The organism is Microcella alkaliphila (genome assembly GCF_002355395.1).
Classification (GTDB): Bacteria; Actinomycetota; Actinomycetes; order Actinomycetales; family Microbacteriaceae; genus Microcella; species Microcella alkaliphila_A.
The window spans coordinates 1,161,695-1,177,893 of the sequence record NZ_AP017315.1 but is presented as its reverse complement, the minus strand read 5'-3'; the positions used below and the strand labels follow the sequence as shown (position 1 = coordinate 1,177,893).

At 71.0% G+C, this 16,199-nt stretch carries 19 protein-coding genes; 8 read left to right on the top strand and 11 right to left on the bottom strand.

Features of this window, described 5'->3' with window-relative positions; genetic code table 11:
• The first annotated feature begins 42 nt into the window (after positions 1-42).
• Positions 43-372, top strand: a complete 330-nt coding sequence (locus tag CPY97_RS05785) for a hypothetical protein (protein ID WP_096421179.1) — start codon at positions 43-45, stop codon at positions 370-372.
• 17 nt (positions 373-389) lie between these two features.
• Positions 390-632, top strand: coding sequence for a hypothetical protein (locus CPY97_RS05780; RefSeq protein ID WP_096421178.1), 243 nt, complete (start codon positions 390-392; stop codon positions 630-632).
• Here CPY97_RS05780 and CPY97_RS05775 read toward each other — a convergent pair.
• The gene (locus CPY97_RS05775) at positions 618-1,157 is read right to left on the bottom strand and encodes an NUDIX hydrolase (protein WP_096421177.1); all 540 of its coding nucleotides are present in this window, start codon (positions 1,155-1,157) and stop codon (positions 618-620) included. The genes CPY97_RS05780 and CPY97_RS05775 overlap by 15 nt on opposite strands.
• A gap of 141 nt (positions 1,158-1,298) precedes the next feature.
• Between CPY97_RS05775 and CPY97_RS05770 the strand changes: the two genes are divergently transcribed.
• The 4 genes from CPY97_RS05770 to CPY97_RS13425 all read left to right on the top strand — a co-directional run bounded on the left by CPY97_RS05770 (position 1,299) and on the right by CPY97_RS13425 (position 4,361).
• The gene (locus tag CPY97_RS05770) at positions 1,299-2,174 is read left to right on the top strand and encodes a YqjF family protein (protein WP_231924058.1); all 876 of its coding nucleotides are present in this window, start codon (positions 1,299-1,301) and stop codon (positions 2,172-2,174) included.
• Between the two features lie 74 nt (positions 2,175-2,248).
• Complete coding sequence (locus tag CPY97_RS05765) at positions 2,249-2,818, top strand: hypothetical protein (protein WP_096421176.1); 570 nt, start codon at positions 2,249-2,251, stop codon at positions 2,816-2,818.
• A gap of 80 nt (positions 2,819-2,898) precedes the next feature.
• The gene (locus tag CPY97_RS13430; protein ID WP_161494082.1) at positions 2,899-3,732 is read left to right on the top strand and encodes a PKD domain-containing protein; all 834 of its coding nucleotides are present in this window, start codon (positions 2,899-2,901) and stop codon (positions 3,730-3,732) included.
• 11 nt (positions 3,733-3,743) lie between these two features.
• Positions 3,744-4,361, top strand: a complete 618-nt coding sequence (locus CPY97_RS13425; protein WP_161494081.1) for a hypothetical protein — start codon at positions 3,744-3,746, stop codon at positions 4,359-4,361.
• Positions 4,362-4,376: 15 nt separating this feature from the next.
• Here the strand turns inward: CPY97_RS13425 and der are convergent, their stop codons facing one another.
• Genes der through CPY97_RS05725 form a run of 7 tightly spaced genes read right to left on the bottom strand, consistent with a single transcriptional unit; the run spans position 4,377 to position 11,046 of the window.
• The gene (gene der, locus CPY97_RS05755) at positions 4,377-5,936 is read right to left on the bottom strand and encodes a ribosome biogenesis GTPase Der (RefSeq protein ID WP_096421174.1); all 1,560 of its coding nucleotides are present in this window, start codon (positions 5,934-5,936) and stop codon (positions 4,377-4,379) included.
• Positions 5,929-6,600: a (d)CMP kinase gene (gene cmk, locus CPY97_RS05750; RefSeq protein WP_096421173.1), complete on the bottom strand. Its 672-nt coding sequence runs from the start codon at positions 6,598-6,600 to the stop codon at positions 5,929-5,931. The genes der and cmk overlap by 8 nt, the downstream gene beginning before the upstream one ends.
• Before the next feature lie 58 nt (positions 6,601-6,658).
• Entirely contained in the window at positions 6,659-7,765 is a 1,107-nt protein-coding gene (locus tag CPY97_RS05745) for a prephenate dehydrogenase (protein WP_096421172.1), read from the bottom strand.
• Positions 7,762-8,643: a pseudouridine synthase gene (locus tag CPY97_RS05740; RefSeq protein ID WP_419866116.1), complete on the bottom strand. Its 882-nt coding sequence runs from the start codon at positions 8,641-8,643 to the stop codon at positions 7,762-7,764. The genes CPY97_RS05745 and CPY97_RS05740 overlap by 4 nt, the downstream gene beginning before the upstream one ends.
• Positions 8,630-9,301, bottom strand: a complete 672-nt coding sequence (gene scpB / locus CPY97_RS05735; protein ID WP_096421171.1) for an SMC-Scp complex subunit ScpB — start codon at positions 9,299-9,301, stop codon at positions 8,630-8,632. Before scpB ends, CPY97_RS05740 begins: the two co-directional genes overlap by 14 nt.
• On the bottom strand, positions 9,291-10,175 hold the full coding sequence (locus tag CPY97_RS05730; protein WP_231924057.1) for a segregation and condensation protein A: 885 nt from the start codon (positions 10,173-10,175) through the stop codon (positions 9,291-9,293). The genes scpB and CPY97_RS05730 overlap by 11 nt, the downstream gene beginning before the upstream one ends.
• Positions 10,159-11,046: a ParA family protein gene (locus CPY97_RS05725; RefSeq protein WP_096421170.1), complete on the bottom strand. Its 888-nt coding sequence runs from the start codon at positions 11,044-11,046 to the stop codon at positions 10,159-10,161. The genes CPY97_RS05730 and CPY97_RS05725 overlap by 17 nt, the downstream gene beginning before the upstream one ends.
• 100 nt (positions 11,047-11,146) lie before the next feature.
• On the opposite strand from CPY97_RS05725, the gene CPY97_RS05720 reads away from it, so the two are divergent.
• Positions 11,147-11,893, top strand: a complete 747-nt coding sequence (locus CPY97_RS05720) for a hypothetical protein (RefSeq protein WP_096421169.1) — start codon at positions 11,147-11,149, stop codon at positions 11,891-11,893.
• 51 nt (positions 11,894-11,944) lie between these two features.
• Entirely contained in the window at positions 11,945-12,718 is a 774-nt protein-coding gene (locus tag CPY97_RS05715) for a hypothetical protein (RefSeq protein ID WP_096421168.1), read from the top strand.
• 181 nt (positions 12,719-12,899) lie between these two features.
• On the opposite strand, the gene CPY97_RS05710 is transcribed toward CPY97_RS05715, so the two are convergent.
• The 3 genes from CPY97_RS05710 to CPY97_RS05700 are packed head-to-tail and all read right to left on the bottom strand — an operon-like array spanning position 12,900 to position 16,158.
• Complete coding sequence (locus CPY97_RS05710) at positions 12,900-13,859, bottom strand: site-specific tyrosine recombinase XerD (RefSeq protein WP_096421167.1); 960 nt, start codon at positions 13,857-13,859, stop codon at positions 12,900-12,902.
• A gap of 2 nt (positions 13,860-13,861) precedes the next feature.
• Positions 13,862-14,455 (bottom strand): NUDIX domain-containing protein, encoded by a 594-nt coding sequence (locus CPY97_RS05705; protein ID WP_331716226.1) that lies wholly within the window; start codon positions 14,453-14,455, stop codon positions 13,862-13,864.
• 5 nt (positions 14,456-14,460) lie between these two features.
• Positions 14,461-16,158, bottom strand: coding sequence for a CTP synthase (locus CPY97_RS05700; protein WP_096421166.1), 1,698 nt, complete (start codon positions 16,156-16,158; stop codon positions 14,461-14,463).
• Between the last annotated feature and the right edge of the window lie 41 nt (positions 16,159-16,199).

The following is a 16,199-nucleotide window of genomic DNA, read 5'->3' as shown; positions in this document are numbered from 1 at the left end:
CGGCGGATGGCACGCGCGGGCGCGGTGTGGTGGGCTGGAGGCATGTCCGACGACGAGCGCACCCCGAATCGCAACGCAGCCTTCCTGCCGATCGGCATCACGTTCCTCGCCGTGGGCCTCGCCATGCTGATCGGCCCGGCGAGCGCGAGCGCGTGGGCGTTCATTCCGGTCGGCATCACCTTTCTCGTGATCTGGCTGTCGGGCCGCGAACAGGCCGACGACGACGGCGACGGCAGCGGCGACAAGCCCCAGAAGCCCGACCCGAAGAGGGGCGACGGCTCGGTCACGCCCGTGAGCGACACCGACCGCGGCGACTCGTCTGACGGAGCCGGCGCGTCCAGCGGCGACGGTGGCGGCGGGGGCGGCGATTGAGCGGGCTGGGTTCGCGGATGCGCGGGGTCGCGCGGCGCGCATCCGCCCGCGGAGCGCTGTGGGCCGGCATCGCCGCCCTCGCGCTCGCGATGATCTCGTTCGCGGTCGGGCGTTCGGGCAGTGCGGTCGTGCTGCTCGTGATCGGCGGGGTGCTGATCGCGATCGCCGCGACGCGGCTGTCGCAGCTCGCGCGTGAGGTGCGCGACGGCTCGGGCGGCCCGGCGGGCGACGGTTCGGGCGGCGGATCAACCGGTCGGTAGTTGCGCGCGCAGCCGCGGCCAGCTGGAGGCGAAGCCGGGGTGCAGCGGCAGCGTTTCGACGTCGCCGACGGCGACCCAGCGCAATTCGATGCTTTCGGCGTCGCCGAGCACGGGGTCAAAGAGTTCGTCGACGCGGGCGACGACGGTGGTGTAGCTCCAGAATCCGAGGTCGTGCACGCTGTCGAACAGCACGGTGAGCGTCTCGGGCGGAACCCCCGCCTCCTCGTTGGCCTCGCGAACGGCCGCGTCGGTGGCGCTCTCGTCGAGCTTGCGGGCGCCACCGGGGATCCCCCACGTGCCGCCGTGGTGCGACCATTCGGCGCGGTGCTGCAGCAGGACTCCGGCGGTGGGGTGCCACGCGAGTAGGCCCGCGGCGCCGAAGCGGCCCCAGTAGCGCACGCCGTCGGGGCTTTCGACCCAGGCGTCGCCCGGGTCGCGCAGGTGACCCGGGGGCAGTGGCGGCGGGCGGCGGTCGCGCGCGGCAGAGGCGTTGCTCGCGCGTGCGCTTTCGTCCGTCGCCGACATGCTCGAAGGCTACGCGCGTTGCCTGCGAGAACGCGCGCCGCGCATCCTTGTGTCGTCGCGCCACACGGGGTCGCCGTCGCGGGCGGCGCGCTGCGCGATGCCGTCGAGGAAGCTGTGTGCCTCGCGCGGCACACTGGTCGCGTGACCGCACCCGATCCAGCGCCTGCGCCCGACCCGGCCGGCGCGCCCGCACTGCCGCACGCCGCCCCGCCGCTGCCGGGCCGAGCGGTGATCCGCCAGCGCTGGAACCACTTCGTCTTCCTGCACTGGCGCGTCGACCCGGAGCGCATCGCGCCGCTGCTGCCCGCCGGAACCCGTCCCGACCCCTTCGACGGCAGCGCGTGGGTGGGCCTGATTCCGTTCGTGCTGAGCGAGCACGCCTTCCTGCCACTGCCGCCTGTGCCCGGCTTCGGCACCTTCGTCGAGATCAACGTGCGCACCTACGCGGTCGACGAGGCGGGTAACCGCAGCGTCGTCTTCTGCTCACTCGACGCCGAGCCGCTGCCGTCGGTAATGGCCGCGCAGGCCCTGTTCGGCCTCCCCTACCGCTGGGCACGCGCCGGCCAGCGCATCGTCGACGGAACGATCGAATACCGCTCCCGCCGCCGCCGCGGCCCGCGCCTCGATTCGCGGATGCGCGCGCTGGTTTCGGATGCGCCCGTCGCGTCGCAGACGCCGCTCGCACCCGATTCGGTTCCGGATGCTCGGGGCGCGTCCACGCGCATCCTCGCCCGCCCGCTCCCCCGCCCCGTCGACACGGAGCTGAGTCGTTTCTTGACCGACCGGTGGGGTTTTCACGAGACGCGGCTCGGCCGCACGATCTACGCGCGCAACCGGCACGAGCCGTGGCCGCTCGTCGAGGCCGAACTGCTCGCCCTCGACGACGGACTGCTGGCCGCGGCGGGCTTCCCCGAGCTCGCGTTGCGCGCCCCCGACTCGGTGCTGGCGACGCCCCTTGACCACCCCGGCCTGCTCACCGAGTTCGCTGCCGCCCGCCCGGTCGCTCCTCCCCAGTAGGACGCTGACCTTTCGCTGGTTGCCCGTGTGGAAAGTCGTCCGGGCTGACGCCGGTCACCTTTAGGGTCGTGCGCATGCCTCGACGACCTCGCACCGCGGCTGCGGGCCTGCTGATCTTCGCCCTCGTTGCCACCCTCGCCGGATGTTCTGACACCACCCGCATCCCCGACCCCACACCCGAGGCCACTGCCGATCCTCTGTTCGCCTCCGACGAAGAAGCCCTCGCCGCCGCCGTCGAGGTGTACGAGCGGTACCTCGCTGCTACGGACGAAGCATTCGAGAGCGGTGGTTCAGTTGACGACCTGACCGAAGTAGCGGAGGGCGAAGCGCTCGAAGACCTTGCGCTCGATTTCGAGGAGCTCGAAGAAGGAGGATTGGCGACCTCCGGCTATCGAACCGTGACGGCGACACAGTTCCAGTCGAGATTCAGGTCGGAAGATCCCGAAGGCGAGGTCGTGATCTTCTATGCCTGTGAGGATGTGTCCGACACAGACCTGGTGGATCAGTCCGGGAACTCACTAGTCACGCCGGACCGCAATCCCCTCACACCGTTCGAGATTGAGGTGCAATTCCGAGACGATTCGCGCCAACTCGTTACGAGTCGAGATTTCTGGGCAGAGGGCGGAATATGCGAAACGCCGTAATTGCAGCTATCGCGTGCGCTGTACTTGCTCTAGTCCCGACTTTGGCACAGCCAAGTGAGGCGGCGGCTAACCCAACAGCGGTGGAGCCCACCACGGTCGTGGATGCCGAGATTGACGACGGTCGTGTAGGGATAACCGGGCAGCGGTCTGAAGGAACTCCCGGACAAACAAGTCCACAAAACCCAGGCTCGCCGGGCTCGAACGCTGGCAACCAGAGCGGGGCTCCGGCTGGCAGCCCCGGCAGCGGCAGCGGCTCATCCGCAACCCCCGCCTACGCAGTCCCACCCGGCTCCGTCGGCACCGTCGACCCTGAGATCGTCTGCGACTACGACGGCGGCGCGGTCTGTCAGGGGTTCGCGATCCCCGACCTCGACGTCAACCCCGTTCCCGGCGACGCAGCCGACGACTCCGACGCGTCCGGCCCCCAGATCATCACCCTCGCCGACATTGCGAACTTCACGCCGCAGTCGCCCGTGCAGTACATGCAGCCCGACCGGTGGATGGTCGTCGGCCTTCCCACCAACTTCTACACCGATATCGCGCCGCACGTCGTCGGCGGGCAACTGCTCGGCCAGCCCGCCGACGTGCGCTTCACACCGTTCGCCTACGCCTGGAACTACGGCGACGGCACCGCCATCACCCATTCCACGCCCGGCGGCACCTGGCAGGCGCTCGGCCTCGACGAGTTCGACGCGACCCCGACGAGCCACGTGTACGAGGCCGAAGGCACCTACACGATCACCCTCACCGTCGCCTACGCCGCCGAGTACCGCTACGCCGGCGGCCCCTGGACTCGCATCGCCGGCTACCTCGAACTCCCCGCGAACGAGCTCGTCGCCGAGGCGACCAGCGACGCCGTCACCGTGCTCGTCGACCGCGACTGCACGCGCGCGCCCCTTGGCCCGGGGTGCTAGAACAGATACCCGTGTCGAGAAGAAACCACCACACCACCGCCATCATCGCCAGCGCGCTCGTCGCCCTCACCCTCGCCGGCTGCACCGCGGGTGACAGCACCGCCGAACCGACCGACACGGCGAGCGCGGCACCCAGCGCAACACCCCTCGCGCCCGGCGCAGACGCACCCGGCAGCGAAGCATACGAGCTGCCGTTCGCCAGCGACGACGCCGCACGCGACGCCGCCGCCGCGCACTACGAGGCCTACCTCGCGACCTCCGCGGCGATCCTGCAAGACGGCGGCACGAACCCCGAACGATTGCAGCCACTCGTCACCGACGACATCTACGCCAACGAGCTGCTCGGCTTCGAACGCGCCCAAAGCGAAGGATTCCGACTCGACGGGGCGCCCGAACTGCTCGAGGCCACCCTCGTCGAACGCGTGACCGACGCAGAAGACGGTGGCGAAAGCGTCACCATCACCGCCTGCATCTCACGCGAAACCATTCAGGTCATCTACGACGACGGCCAAACGTTTAGCCTGCCCGGCGTCGCACCCCGCTACGCGCGCACCGTCGTCATCGACTTCACCGCCAACGGGCCGCTGTTCGCCGAAGACGGCGAGCCAGACCCCGGCGTCGAATGCTGAGGTGACGCAGCCGTTCTAGCGCTGGCGCCGCTCGCGCACTCGCATGTTCACCACGATCGGGGTGCCCTCGAAGCCCCACGTCTCGCGCAGGCGGCGAGTGATGAAGCGGCGGTATTGCGGGTCGAGGAACTGCGTCGTGAACAGCACGAAGGTCGGCGGGCGGGTCGAGGCCTGCGTGCCGAACAGGATGCGCGGCTGCCGGCCCCCGCGAACGGGGTGCGGGTGCTCCGCGATCAGCTCGGTGAGGAAGGCGTTGAACTTGCCCGTCGGAATGCGCGTATCCCACGACTCGAGCGCCGTCTCGAGCGCCGGGACCAGCTTCTCAAGGTGACGACCGGTTCGCGCCGAGATGTTGACGCGCGGCGCCCACGACACGTGCGCGAGGTCCTGGTCGATCTCGCGCTCGAGGTAGCGGCGGCGGTCGTCGTCGAGCAGGTCCCACTTGTTGAACGCGAGCACCAGCGCGCGACCCGACTCGAGCACGAGGTCGATGATGCGCACATCCTGCTCGCTGATCGGCTGAGTCACGTCGATCAAGACGACCGCGACCTCCGCCTTCTCAAGCGCGGCGGCCGTGCGTAGCGACGCGTAGAAGTCGGCGCCCTGCGCCATGTGCTGGCGGCGGCGAATGCCGGCGGTGTCGACGAAGCGCCACACCTTGCCGCCCAGCTCGATCTGCTCGTCGATGGGGTCACGGGTGGTGCCCGCCAGCTCGTTGACGACGACGCGCTCCTCGCGGGCGGCCTTGTTCAAGAGGCTCGACTTGCCGACGTTGGGTCGGCCGATCAGCGCGACACGGCGCGGCCCGCCGAACTCGGTCTTCGCGACCGTCGACACCTCGGGCAGCACGGTCAGCACGTGGTCGAGCAGGTCGGCGACGCCGCGGCCGTGCACGGCGGAGGTCGGCCACGGCTCGCCGAGGCCCAGGCTCCACAGGGCGGCCGCCTCGGGCTCCTGCCGCGTGTCGTCGATCTTGTTCGCGACGAGAATGACGGGCTTGTGCGAGCGGCGCAGCATCTTGACGACGAACTCGTCGGTCGCGGTCGCGCCGGTGATGGCGTCGACGACGAACAGCACGGCGTCGGCCAGCTCGACGGCGACCTCGGCCTGCGCGGCGACCGAGGCGTTGATGCCGGCGGCGTCGGGCTCCCACCCGCCGGTGTCGACGAGGGTGAAGCGGCGGGTGTTCCACTCGGCCTTGTAGGCGATGCGGTCGCGGGTGACGCCCGGCTTGTCTTCGACGACGGCCTCGCGGCGGCCGAGGATGCGGTTCACGAGCGCGCTCTTGCCGACGTTCGGCCGGCCCACGATCGCGAGCACCGGCAGCGCCGGCAGCGTGACGATGCCGTCTTCGCCGAGCTCGGCGCTCTCGAGCAAAGCGATGTCGTCATCGTCGAGGTCGTAGCCGGCGAGCCCGGCGCGCAGGGCGTCGGCCCGCTGCTGGTCGAACTCGGCCCGTTCGGGGTCGTCGTAGTCGACCGGTTCGGCGCCCACCTCGATCGTGTCGAGGTCGGCGTCGTCGTCGAACTCCGGCGCGCTCGCGGCGCTGCCGGTGTGGTCGGGGGTGTTAGTCATGAGGGAGTCCTGAGCGAACGATGTCGATGAGCGCCTGCACCGTCTGCTCGAAGTCGATGTCGGTGGAATCGAGGGTGATCACACCGGGGGCGGCCGTCAGAAAGTCGACGACACGGGAGTCTTGGCGGTCCCGCGAGGCCAGCTGCTGCGCGGTCGCTTCGGTCGTCTGGGCGCTCACCTCGGCCGACCGTCGGGCAATTCTAGCCTCTTCTGACGCGGTCAAGAGAACCCGCACCGGTGCATCCGGCGCCACGATCGTCGTGATGTCGCGTCCTTCGACGATGACCCCGGGTGCGGGATGCTCGTCCATCAACCGCCGGAACATCGCGTTCAGAGACTGCCGCACCTCCGGCACCCGCGCCACGGCCGACACGACGGCCGAGACGCGCGGTTCGCGGATGTCGGGCGTGATGTCTTCGCCGCCGACCCGCACGTAGTAGCGGTCGGGGTCCATGCCGGTCGCGTAGTCGAAGGCACGCACCCGCTCGACCACCGCATCCGGGTTGTCGACGTCGACGCCCTCGTCGAGGCAGTGCCAGGCGAGCGCGCGGTAGGCGGCGCCGGTGTCGAGGTAGGCGTAGCCGAGGCGGCGGGCGGCCTCCTTCGACACGCTCGACTTGCCGCTTCCGGCGGGGCCGTCGACGGCCACGACGATGTCGCTCACGGGGGTCTCCTTCGGGGCGGGTGGGTCTCGGGGATGGTGGGGTGCGGGGGCGGTCCGCTCAGTCGGTTCCGGCGGCGGCGATCTTCCAGCCGCGCGCCTCCAGCTCGGCCACGAGCCGCTCTTCTGCCTCGGGCACGACCGACACTTCGGCGAAGCCGACGGGCGCGCCCGGCGAGTGCTCGAGCCGCAGGTCTTCCATGTTGACGCCGAGCTCGCCGATCTCGGTGAGCAGGCGTGCGAGCTGGCCGGGGGTGTCGTCGATCATGACGACGAGGGTGGCGTAGCGGCGGTCTTGGCCGTGCTTGCCGGGTATGCGCGCGACGCCGACGTTGCCGGCGCCCATCAGGTCGGCGATGGTGCGGCGCGCGCCAGGGGCATCGGGATGCTCGAGGGCGTCGATCGCGGCCGTCACGTCGTCGCGCAGCCCGCGCAGGATCGCGGCCACGGGCGCGGCGTTGGCGGCGAGAATCTGCACCCACAGCCCCGGGTCGCTCGAGGCGATGCGGGTGACGTCGCGCAGGCCCTGGCCGGCGAGCCCCACGGCGCCGTTCGACGCGGCGCGCAGCCGACCGGCCATGACCGTGGCGACGAGCTGCGGCACGTGGCTGACCATCGCCACCGACTCGTCGTGTTCGGCGACGGTCATCTCGATCGGCACGGCGCCGACGTCGAGGATGAGGTCTTCGATGGCGCCTGCCCGCGCGTAGCTGATGCCGTCGTGCCCGGCGAGCACCCACGGGCGCCCGACGAACATGTCGCTGCGCGCCGAGATGGGCCCGCCGCGCTCGCGCCCGGCCATGGGGTGGGTGCCGAGGTAGCGGCTCACGTCGGCACCCATCGCGATCAGCTCGCGCAGCACGCTCTGCTTCACGCTCGCCACGTCGGTCACCAGGGCGTCTGTGTGCGCGGTCAGCTCGGCCGCGACCGTCACCGCCGTCACGTCGGGCGGCACGCACACGACGACGAGCCCGGGCTCGTCGTGCCGCCCGCGGTCGGCCGACGCGGCACGACCGGCACCGTAGTCGACGGCGAGCTTCACGGCGGTCGGCGACAGGTCGTCGAGGGTGACGTCGACGCCCCGCTCGGTGAGTGCGAGGCCGATGCTGGTGCCGAGCAGCCCGGCGCCGACGATGCGCACGCGCTCCTGCAGGCGTCGGTCGGTCATCGGCTTCCTCGGTGGCTTCGGGGGCGGCGGGTTGTGGGCTTCTGCGCGCCGGCCGGGGCGGGGCCCGCCGGATGGGTGCCAGCCACGCGGCCGCCAGCGGCACCCGCCTCTGACGTTGTTGCGGGCGCGACGCCGTCGCGGGCCTCGCGAGCGAGGGTCAGCAGCGCACCGCGCTCAACTTTACTGAGTTCGCGCACCGCGCCGAGCTTCAGCGGCCCGAGGTGCAGGGGCCCGAACTGGCGCCGCACGAGTTCCACCACCGGGTGCCCGACCTCGGCCATCATGCGCCTGACGATGCGGTTGCGCCCCGAGTGCAGGGTCAGCTCGACCATGCTGTGGCCGTGCTGCGGGCTGCCGATGACCTTCACGGCGTCGGCGTGAATGGGCCCGTCCTCGAGCTCGACGCCCGTCTTCAGCTGGGTAAGCGTCTTCGGTGCCACGACGCCGCGCACCTTTGCGATATACGTCTTCTCGACGCCGAACTTGGGGTGCGCGAGCACGTTGGCGAGCTCGCCGTCGTTCGTGAGCAGCAGCAGCCCGCTCGTGTCGGTGTCGAGCCGGCCGACGTTGTACACCCGCTCCTCGAACTTCTCGGCGTACTGCCTCAGGTCGGGGCGCCCCTGCTCGTCTTTCATCGTGCTGACCACCCCGCGCGGCTTGTTCAGCATCAGGTACCGCTTCGTCTGATCGAGCTGAATCGCGACCCCGTCGACGGCGATCTCGTCGGTCTCGGGGTCGATGCGGCGGCCAAGTTCGGTGACGACCTCGCCGTTGACGGTGACGCGGCCGGCCTCGATGTACTGCTCACTGACTCGGCGCGAGGCGACCCCGGCCGCTGCCATGACCTTCTGCAGCCGCTCCCCCTCACCTGACATCATCGAAGCCGTCCTGTCCGTCGTCGAGCAGCGGCGAGATCGGCGGCAGCTCGTCGAGCGAGTTGATGCCGAGCTGAGTGAGCAGGAGGTCGGTCGTCTCATAGTGAATCGCGCCCGTCTCCGAGTCGGTGAAGGCTTCCGTAATGAGCCCGCGGCTCAGCAGCGTACGCACGACCGAGTCGACGTTGACGGCGCGGATGCTCGCCACGGCTCCCCGAGAGATCGGCTGCTTGTACGCGATCACCGCGAGCGTCTCGAGCGCCGCCTGCGAGAGCTTCGCGGGCGCCTGGGTGTGCACGAAGTCGCGCACGACGTCGTCGAACTCGGCGCGCACGTACAGTCGCCAGCCGCCACCCACCTCGCGCAACTCGAATCCGCGCCGCGGGCGCGCGGGAGCACCGGGGCCGGCGGTCGGGTCGGGCTCACCGTCGTAGTCGGCGACGAGGGAGGCGATGGCGGCGCGCACCTCCTTGACGGGGCGGCCGACCGCGCTCGCCAGCCCCACGACGCTCTGCGGTTCGTCGACGACCATGAAGATTGCCTCCAGGGCGCGGGCGAGATCGACGCCCGCGGCGAGACCTGCGCGCTCGGGGGTGTCAGCGTTCTCGGCCGCTGCCGCGTCGGGCGCCGCTGCGCTGTCGGTCACGGTCTCACTGGCCATATTCGGCTCCCAGGTTCACGAGGTTTTCGTCGCTCCAGTGCTCCGCGGTCCAGCGCACGGTCAGTTCACCGAGCGGTTCGAGCTGTTCGAAGCCGATCGCGGCGTGCCGATACAGCTCGAGCAGGGCGAGGAAGCGGGCGACGATGACGCCCATCTGGTCGGCTCCGGCGATGAGCTGGCGGAAGGTGAGGGCCTCCCCCGCGCGCAGCATGCCGACCACGTGCGCGGCTTCTTCGCGCACCGAGATGAGCGGGGCGTGCAGGTGGTCGAGTCCGACGATGGGCAGCTCTTTCGGTGTGAACGCGAGCAGCGCGAGGGCGGCGAAGTCGTCGAGGCTGGTCGTCCAGCGCAGCTCGGTCGTGGTCTGCCGGAAACGGTCTTCGAGGCGCACGCTGCGCACGTGACGGCCGGTTTCGGCGGCGATGCGCTCCGAGAACCAGCCGCTGACCTCCTTGAACGCGCGGTACTGCAGCAGGCGCGCGAAGAGCAGGTCGCGGGCCTCGAGTAGTGCGACGTCTTCCGCGTCGACCAGTTCGCCCTGGGGCAGGAGGCTCGCGATCTTCAGGTCGAGCAATGTGGCGGCGACGACGAGAAACTCGCTGGCCTCGTCCAGCCGCTCGGCGCCCTCGAGCGCCCGCAGGTAGGCGATGAACTCGTCGGTGACGGCCGACAGCGACACCTCGGTGATGTCGAGTTCGCGCTTCGTGATGAGGCTCAACAGCAGGTCGAAGGGGCCGTCGAAGTCGGCGACGGCGACGCGGAAGCCGCCTCGTGCATCCGTGCTGTCTGTCGCGGACGCGAGCACAGCATCCGTGCCCGCGGGTGCGCCGGCGGCGCCGTCCATCTCGACCGCGGCGTCAGGCGGCGTGGCCACGGGCGATCAGCTCCCGTGCCAGCTGGCGGTAGGCGCCGGCGGCCGGGTGGTCGGGCGCGAACGTCGTGATGGGGGTGCCGGCGACGGTCGCGTCGGGAAACTTCACGGTGCGGCCGATGACCGTCTCGAGCACGGAGTCGCCGAACGCGTCGACGACCCGCTCGAGCACCTCGCGCGAGTGCAGCGTGCGCGAGTCGTACATGGTGGCGAGAATCGCGTCGAGTTCGAGCGCCGGGTTCAGCCGGTCTTTCACCTTCTCGATCGTCTCGACGAGCAGGGCGACGCCGCGCAGGGCGAAGTACTCGCACTCGAGCGGGATCAGCACGCCGTGCGCCGCGGTGAGCGCGTTGACGGTGAGCAGCCCGAGGCTCGGCTGGCAGTCGACGAGGATCACGTCGTACTCGTCGAGCACGGGCCGCAGCACTCGGGCGAGAATCTGCTCGCGCGCGACCTCGTTGACGAGGTGCACCTCGGCGGCCGACAGGTCGATGTTGGCGGGCACCACGTCCAGCCGCGGGGTCGACGTCGACTGGATGGCGGTGCGGATGTCTTTCTCACGCCCGATCAGCAGGTCGTAGATGGTCGGCACGTCGTGGCTGGCCACCCCGAGGCCCGCCGACAGGGCGCCCTGCGGGTCGAAGTCGACGGCGAGCACGCGCCGCCCATACTCGGCGAGCGCCGCACCGAGGCTGATGGTGGTCGTCGTCTTGCCGACGCCGCCCTTCTGGTTGCACAGGGCGATGACGCGCGCCGGGCCGTGGTTCGTCAGCGGCGGCGGCTCGGGAAAGCTGCGCAGCGGGCGGCCCGTGGGGCCGGGCACCATGTCCGACATTCCGGGGAGTTCAGGTGCCTCGTGCTGGTCGCCGCTCATGGCAGTGAAGTCTAGTGTTCACGCGGGGTTCAGCCGCCGCGACGAGCCGCGCGCACACATGCTTCCCCGCCGACCGCTCTGTCGTGATTGACTGACCCTCATGGACGAGACCGGTCGTGGCACCCCCACCGCCGGCGACGCGCCCGACGATCTGGCATGGCTCGACGACGCGTCGTTGCGGAGGATTGCGTACGGGCGCACCACGACCGAGAACGATCGGATGCGCGCTGACGCCGCCGCGCGCATCCTCGCCTCGCGCGCCGATCGCGCCCGCGAGGCCGAAGCGGCACGGGCCGCAGCCGCGCCCGGCGCGGGCGGGGCGACGCCGGGTGATGCAGCCGGGGCCACCGACGATCTTGACGAGGACGCCGACGACCGCCCCTCCTGGTGGACGCGCTCCCGGCGCATCGGTGTAGCCGTCTTCGTCGGCGCCCTCGTGGTGGGTCTGGGGTTTTCGGCGGTCGGCGAGCGCGTGGTGGCGGCACTCGGCCCCGACGCGCTTGAGGTGTTCGACGAGCCGGCCCCGGCGAACGAGCAGGCGGTCGTGACCGAGTTGCTGGGCAGTGTCGGCGGGGGCGAGGCACGCCCGCTCGCCACGATCGACGGCTTCGAGATCTACGCGCTGCGCAGCGCCCCGGGCGGCCTCCTATTCGAGGCGACAACGCTCGGGCCTCAGGTGTGCCTGGGCGCGCGCGATCGCGAGCAGGTCGTGCGGTTCTTCTTCAGTGAGTTCGCCGCCGTCGGCATCGGCAGCGACCAGAGCCCGAACGCCGGCGTCGGCACCTTTTCGTACCGCTGGGAGCCCTGGGGCGACACCCGCCTCACGGTCCTTCGCCCCCTGCGCTAGCCGCGTCGATGACCTTCGCCTCACTCAGCGGCGCGTGCTTGACTGACGCCCGTGGGCGACGACGCTGACCCTGCCGACCTCGACCGGCTCGAGGCGCTCGACGACGCAGCCCTCGCCCGGCTCGCCTACGGCCGCGCCGACACCCCCGAATCGCGGATGCTCGCCCAGCGCGCCGCCCGCATCCTCGCCGGCCGCAGCCCGGCCCTCGACCCGACACCCCCTGTCGTCGACGAACCGGTCGCCGACGGGCCGGACGCGGCCGACGCGCCCCGCGCATCCCGCGTATCGGTTCGCGTGGTGGTCGCCGCCGCGCTCGCCGTCGCCGCACTCATCGCGGTCGCGCTCGTTGCGATCCCACGTGAGCCGCCCGCGTTCGCCGTGTTCGAGCGCCCGGCCACGCCGCGCGAGCGGGTGCTCGACGAGCGCCTCGCGGGCACGGGCGGCCAACTCTTCAGCGGGGTGCGGGTGCTGCAGTCGGTCGTGCTGACCGAGCCGGGCGAGCTGCTCGAGCTCGTGGCCTACCGTGGCGGCGCCTCCCCGCGCACACCGCCCTCCGAGCGCACGGTCTGCCTCGCCGTCTTTGCGGCCGACCGGCTGTGGAGCCGCGCCTGCCTGCCCGAGCCGGCCTTCGTATCCGGGCGCGATCTCGCCGTCACCGAGTCGCTTCAAGGCGCCGAGCTCACCTACGGCTGGGGACCCACGACTACGCCGATCGTGCAGCTCACCCCGACCGGCCCCACCGACCTCGTCGAGCTGACCGCGCTGGGCCTGCCCGCCGTGCGCGATCGCGACCCGCATCGGTGTCGCCTCGGCCCCCATCGATAGCCGCTGCGTCACGGCGAGCGAGTTCGCACGCGCCGGCATCGCGACGCCGCCCGCCGACGGTCTGCGCCCCTTCGTCTACGCGTGGCGCCCCGACGCCACGATCGAGCTCGAGGGCCTGACCAGCACGCCGTGACCGCGCCTGACCCACGAGGCCCGGCAGCTCATCCGGGTCACGCCGCCCCTACCGCGCCCGCGGGTGCGCCAGCGCCCACGCCTCACGCACTGCATCGGCCGTCACGAGCGTGTACAGCTGCGTCGTCGCGACCGAGGCGTGCCCGAGCAGCTCCTGCACGACGCGCACGTCGGCCCCGCCCTCGAGCAGGTGGGTGGCGAACGAGTGGCGCAGGGTGTGCGGAGACAACTCGGCGGTGAGCTCCGCCCGCTCCGCCGCGCCGCGAATGATCAGCCACGCGCTCTGCCGGCTGAGCGGCCCGCCGCGCGCGCCGAGAAACAGCGACCCGGATGCTCGTCCCCGCGGCGCGAGCAGCGGCCGCGACCGCACGAGGTACGCGTCGAGCGCCTCGCGGGCGAAGCGCCCGATCGGCACGAGCCGCTGCTTGCGCCCCTTGCCGAAGAGCCGCACGACCTCCGCCGCTCCCCCGTCGTCACCCGTCACGTCGTCGACGGCCAGGCCGACGGCCTCTGAGACGCGCGCGCCCGTCGCGTACAGCAGCTCGAGCAGCGCCCGGTCGCGCAGCATCAGGGGGTCGTCGCCCGCGCACGCGTCGAGAAGGCGCTCGACCTCGTCGATCGTGATCGCCTTCGGCAGGCGCTTCGCCTGCCGGGGCGGCTTCTGCTCGGCGGCGACGTTGCGGTCGACGAGCCCCTCCTCGAGCAGGAACGCGTGCCAGCCCCGCACGCTCGACAGCATGCGCGCCGCACTCGAGGCCGACACCGGGGATGCACCGCCGGAGGCAAGCACCGGGTCGCGGACGGCCGCGACGAACGACGCGACGTCCTTCTCGGCGATGCCGCCCACAGCATCCACGCCGCCGTCTGCGAGGTGTGCGAGGTAGCGGGCGAGGTCACGCCGGTAGGCGGAGACGGTGTGCGGCGAGCGGCCGCGCTCAAGTGCGACGTGGCGCAGGTACCGGTCGACCGCGCGCTGAAGCTCCGGAGACGGCTCTCGCGCCTCCGCCACCGCTAGCCCCGCGCCCGGGTGCGGCGCGCGTGCTCGGCGAGCACCGCGGCCATGAAGATGCCGTTGCGGGCGCGACCCGCGAGCACCGCGTCGACAGCCTCTTCGACCGCCACCCACCGGGTCACGATGTCGGCCTCCTCGCCATCGCGGGCGAAGACCTCGGGCGCCGCGCTGAGCCCCGTCGCCCGGAACACGTGGATGATCTCGTCCGAACCACCGGGCGTCGTGTGCAGCTGGATGAGCGGCTCCCAGTCGGCCGCGACCAGGTCGGCCTCTTCCGCCAACTCGCGCTGGCCGGCCTCGAGCGGGTCCTCCCCCTCGACGTCGAGCAGGCCCGCGGGCAGCTCCCAATTGCGTTCGCGAATGGGGTGTCGGTACTGACGGATCGCGAGCATCCGATCGTCGTCATCGATCGCGAGCACCGCGACCGCGCCGGTGTGCGCGACGAATTCGCGCACCAGCTCGCCGTCGCCGAAGGCGAAGCGTTCGCGGCGCACATCCCATACCGCGCCGTCGAAGACGACGTCGCTCGATGCAATCTCGGGCACGAACGGCTCGTCGGCGAGCGGCGCGTCACCCACCGGCAGATCGCCCACGAGGCCTACTCGCCCTCGGTCTGGTCGTCGTCGAACAGGCGGCTGGCCTTCTGCCGCTCGATCGCCGCGGCAACGAGGCCCGCGAACAGCGGGTGCGCGCGGTTCGGGCGCGAGCGCAGTTCGGGGTGGGCCTGGGTGGCGATGTAGTACGGGTGCACGTCGCGCGGCAGCTCGACGAACTCGACCAGCGAACCGTCGGGGCTTGTGCCCGAAAACGACAGGCCCGCCCCGGCGATGCGCTCGCGGTAGGCGTTGTTCACCTCGTAACGGTGACGGTGGCGTTCGCTGATGCTCGGCTCACCGTAGAGTTCGCGGGCCAGCGAACCCTCGGCGAGCGCCGCCTCATACAGGCCGAGCCGCATCGTGCCGCCGAGGTCGCCGCCGTCGATGTGGGCGACCTGCTCGGCCATCGTCGCGATGACGGGGAACTCGGTGTCGGGGTCGAACTCGCTCGAGGATGCTCCGGGCAACTCCGCCACGTTTCGCGCGTACTCGATGACCATGCACTGCAGCCCCAAGCACAGCCCGAGCGTTGGGATCATGTTCTCGCGGGCGAAGCGCAGCGCGCCGAGCTTGCCCTCGATGCCGCGCACACCGAAGCCCCCGGGCACGCAGATCGCGTCGACGTCGCTCAGGTGCTTGGCCGCGCCCTCGGGGGTCTCGCACTCGTCGGAGGCGATCCAGCGAATCACGGCCTTCGACTGGTGCGCGAAGGCGCCGGCGCGCAGCGCCTCGGTGACGCTCAGGTACGCGTCGGGCAGGTCGATGTATTTGCCGACGAGACCGATCGTGACCTCGCGCTTCGGCTCGTGCACGGCGGTGAGCAGGTCGGCCCAGCCGTCCCACGCGACGTCGTTCGCCTCTAGGCCCAGCTGGTCGATGATGTACGCGTCGAGGCCCTGGCTGTGCAGCATCGACGGGATGTCATAGATCGACGGCACGTCGACCGCGTTCACGACGGCCTGCTCGTCAACGTCGCACATGAGGGCGATTTTGCGACGGTTGCCGCTCGTCACGGGCCGGTCGCTACGCAAGACGAGCGCATCCGGCTGGATGCCAATCGAGCGCAGCGCCGCGACCGAGTGTTGCGTCGGCTTCGTCTTCTGCTCGCCGCTGGCGCCCATGAAGGGCACGAGGCTGACGTGTACGAAGAACACGTTCTTGCGGCCGAGCTCGTGGCGCACCTGGCGGGCCGACTCGATGAACGGCTGCGACTCGATGTCGCCAACCGTGCCGCCGATCTCGGTGATGATGACGTCGGGCTGCGGGTCGTCTTCGGCCTGCAGGCGCATGCGACGCTTGATCTCGTCGGTGATGTGCGGGATCACCTGCACGGTGTCGCCGAGGTACTCGCCGCGTCGTTCCTTCGCGATGACCTGGCTGTAGATCTGGCCGGTCGTGACGTTGGCGGCCTGGTTCAGGTTGATGTCGAGGAAGCGCTCGTAGTGGCCGATGTCGAGGTCGGTCTCGGCGCCGTCGTCGGTGACGAACACCTCGCCGTGCTGGAACGGGTTCATCGTGCCCGGGTCGACGTTGAGGTACGGGTCGAGCTTCTGCATGACGACGCGAAGGCCCCGCGCGGTGAGCAGGTTGCCGAGGCTTGCCGCCGTCAGGCCCTTGCCGAGAGAGGAGACGACTCCTCCGGTGACGAAGATGTGCTTGGTGACGCGGTCACCGTTCCCGGAGTCTGAAGTGTCTGCCACGGGGTTCTATCGTATCCGACCCGTGACCCCGAAAGCCTCGA

What these genes read in the sequence shown, in the direction of transcription:
- der (WP_096421174.1), bottom strand. Translation starts at nt 5,936, where the DNA reads ATGACTAACACCCCCGACCACACCGGCAGCGCCGCGAGCGCGCCGGAG.
- CPY97_RS05740 (WP_419866116.1), bottom strand. Translation starts at nt 8,643, where the DNA reads ATGATGTCAGGTGAGGGGGAGCGGCTGCAGAAGGTCATGGCAGCGGCC.
- CPY97_RS05780 (WP_096421178.1), top strand. Translation starts at nt 390, where the DNA reads ATGCGCGGGGTCGCGCGGCGCGCATCCGCCCGCGGAGCGCTGTGGGCC.
- CPY97_RS05725 (WP_096421170.1), bottom strand. Translation starts at nt 11,046, where the DNA reads ATGAGCGGCGACCAGCACGAGGCACCTGAACTCCCCGGAATGTCGGAC.
- CPY97_RS05775 (WP_096421177.1), bottom strand. Translation starts at nt 1,157, where the DNA reads ATGTCGGCGACGGACGAAAGCGCACGCGCGAGCAACGCCTCTGCCGCG.
- CPY97_RS05765 (WP_096421176.1), top strand. Translation starts at nt 2,249, where the DNA reads ATGCCTCGACGACCTCGCACCGCGGCTGCGGGCCTGCTGATCTTCGCC.
- scpB (WP_096421171.1), bottom strand. Translation starts at nt 9,301, where the DNA reads ATGGCCAGTGAGACCGTGACCGACAGCGCAGCGGCGCCCGACGCGGCA.
- CPY97_RS05785 (WP_096421179.1), top strand. Translation starts at nt 43, where the DNA reads ATGTCCGACGACGAGCGCACCCCGAATCGCAACGCAGCCTTCCTGCCG.
- CPY97_RS05745 (WP_096421172.1), bottom strand. Translation starts at nt 7,765, where the DNA reads ATGACCGACCGACGCCTGCAGGAGCGCGTGCGCATCGTCGGCGCCGGG.
- CPY97_RS05720 (WP_096421169.1), top strand. Translation starts at nt 11,147, where the DNA reads ATGGACGAGACCGGTCGTGGCACCCCCACCGCCGGCGACGCGCCCGAC.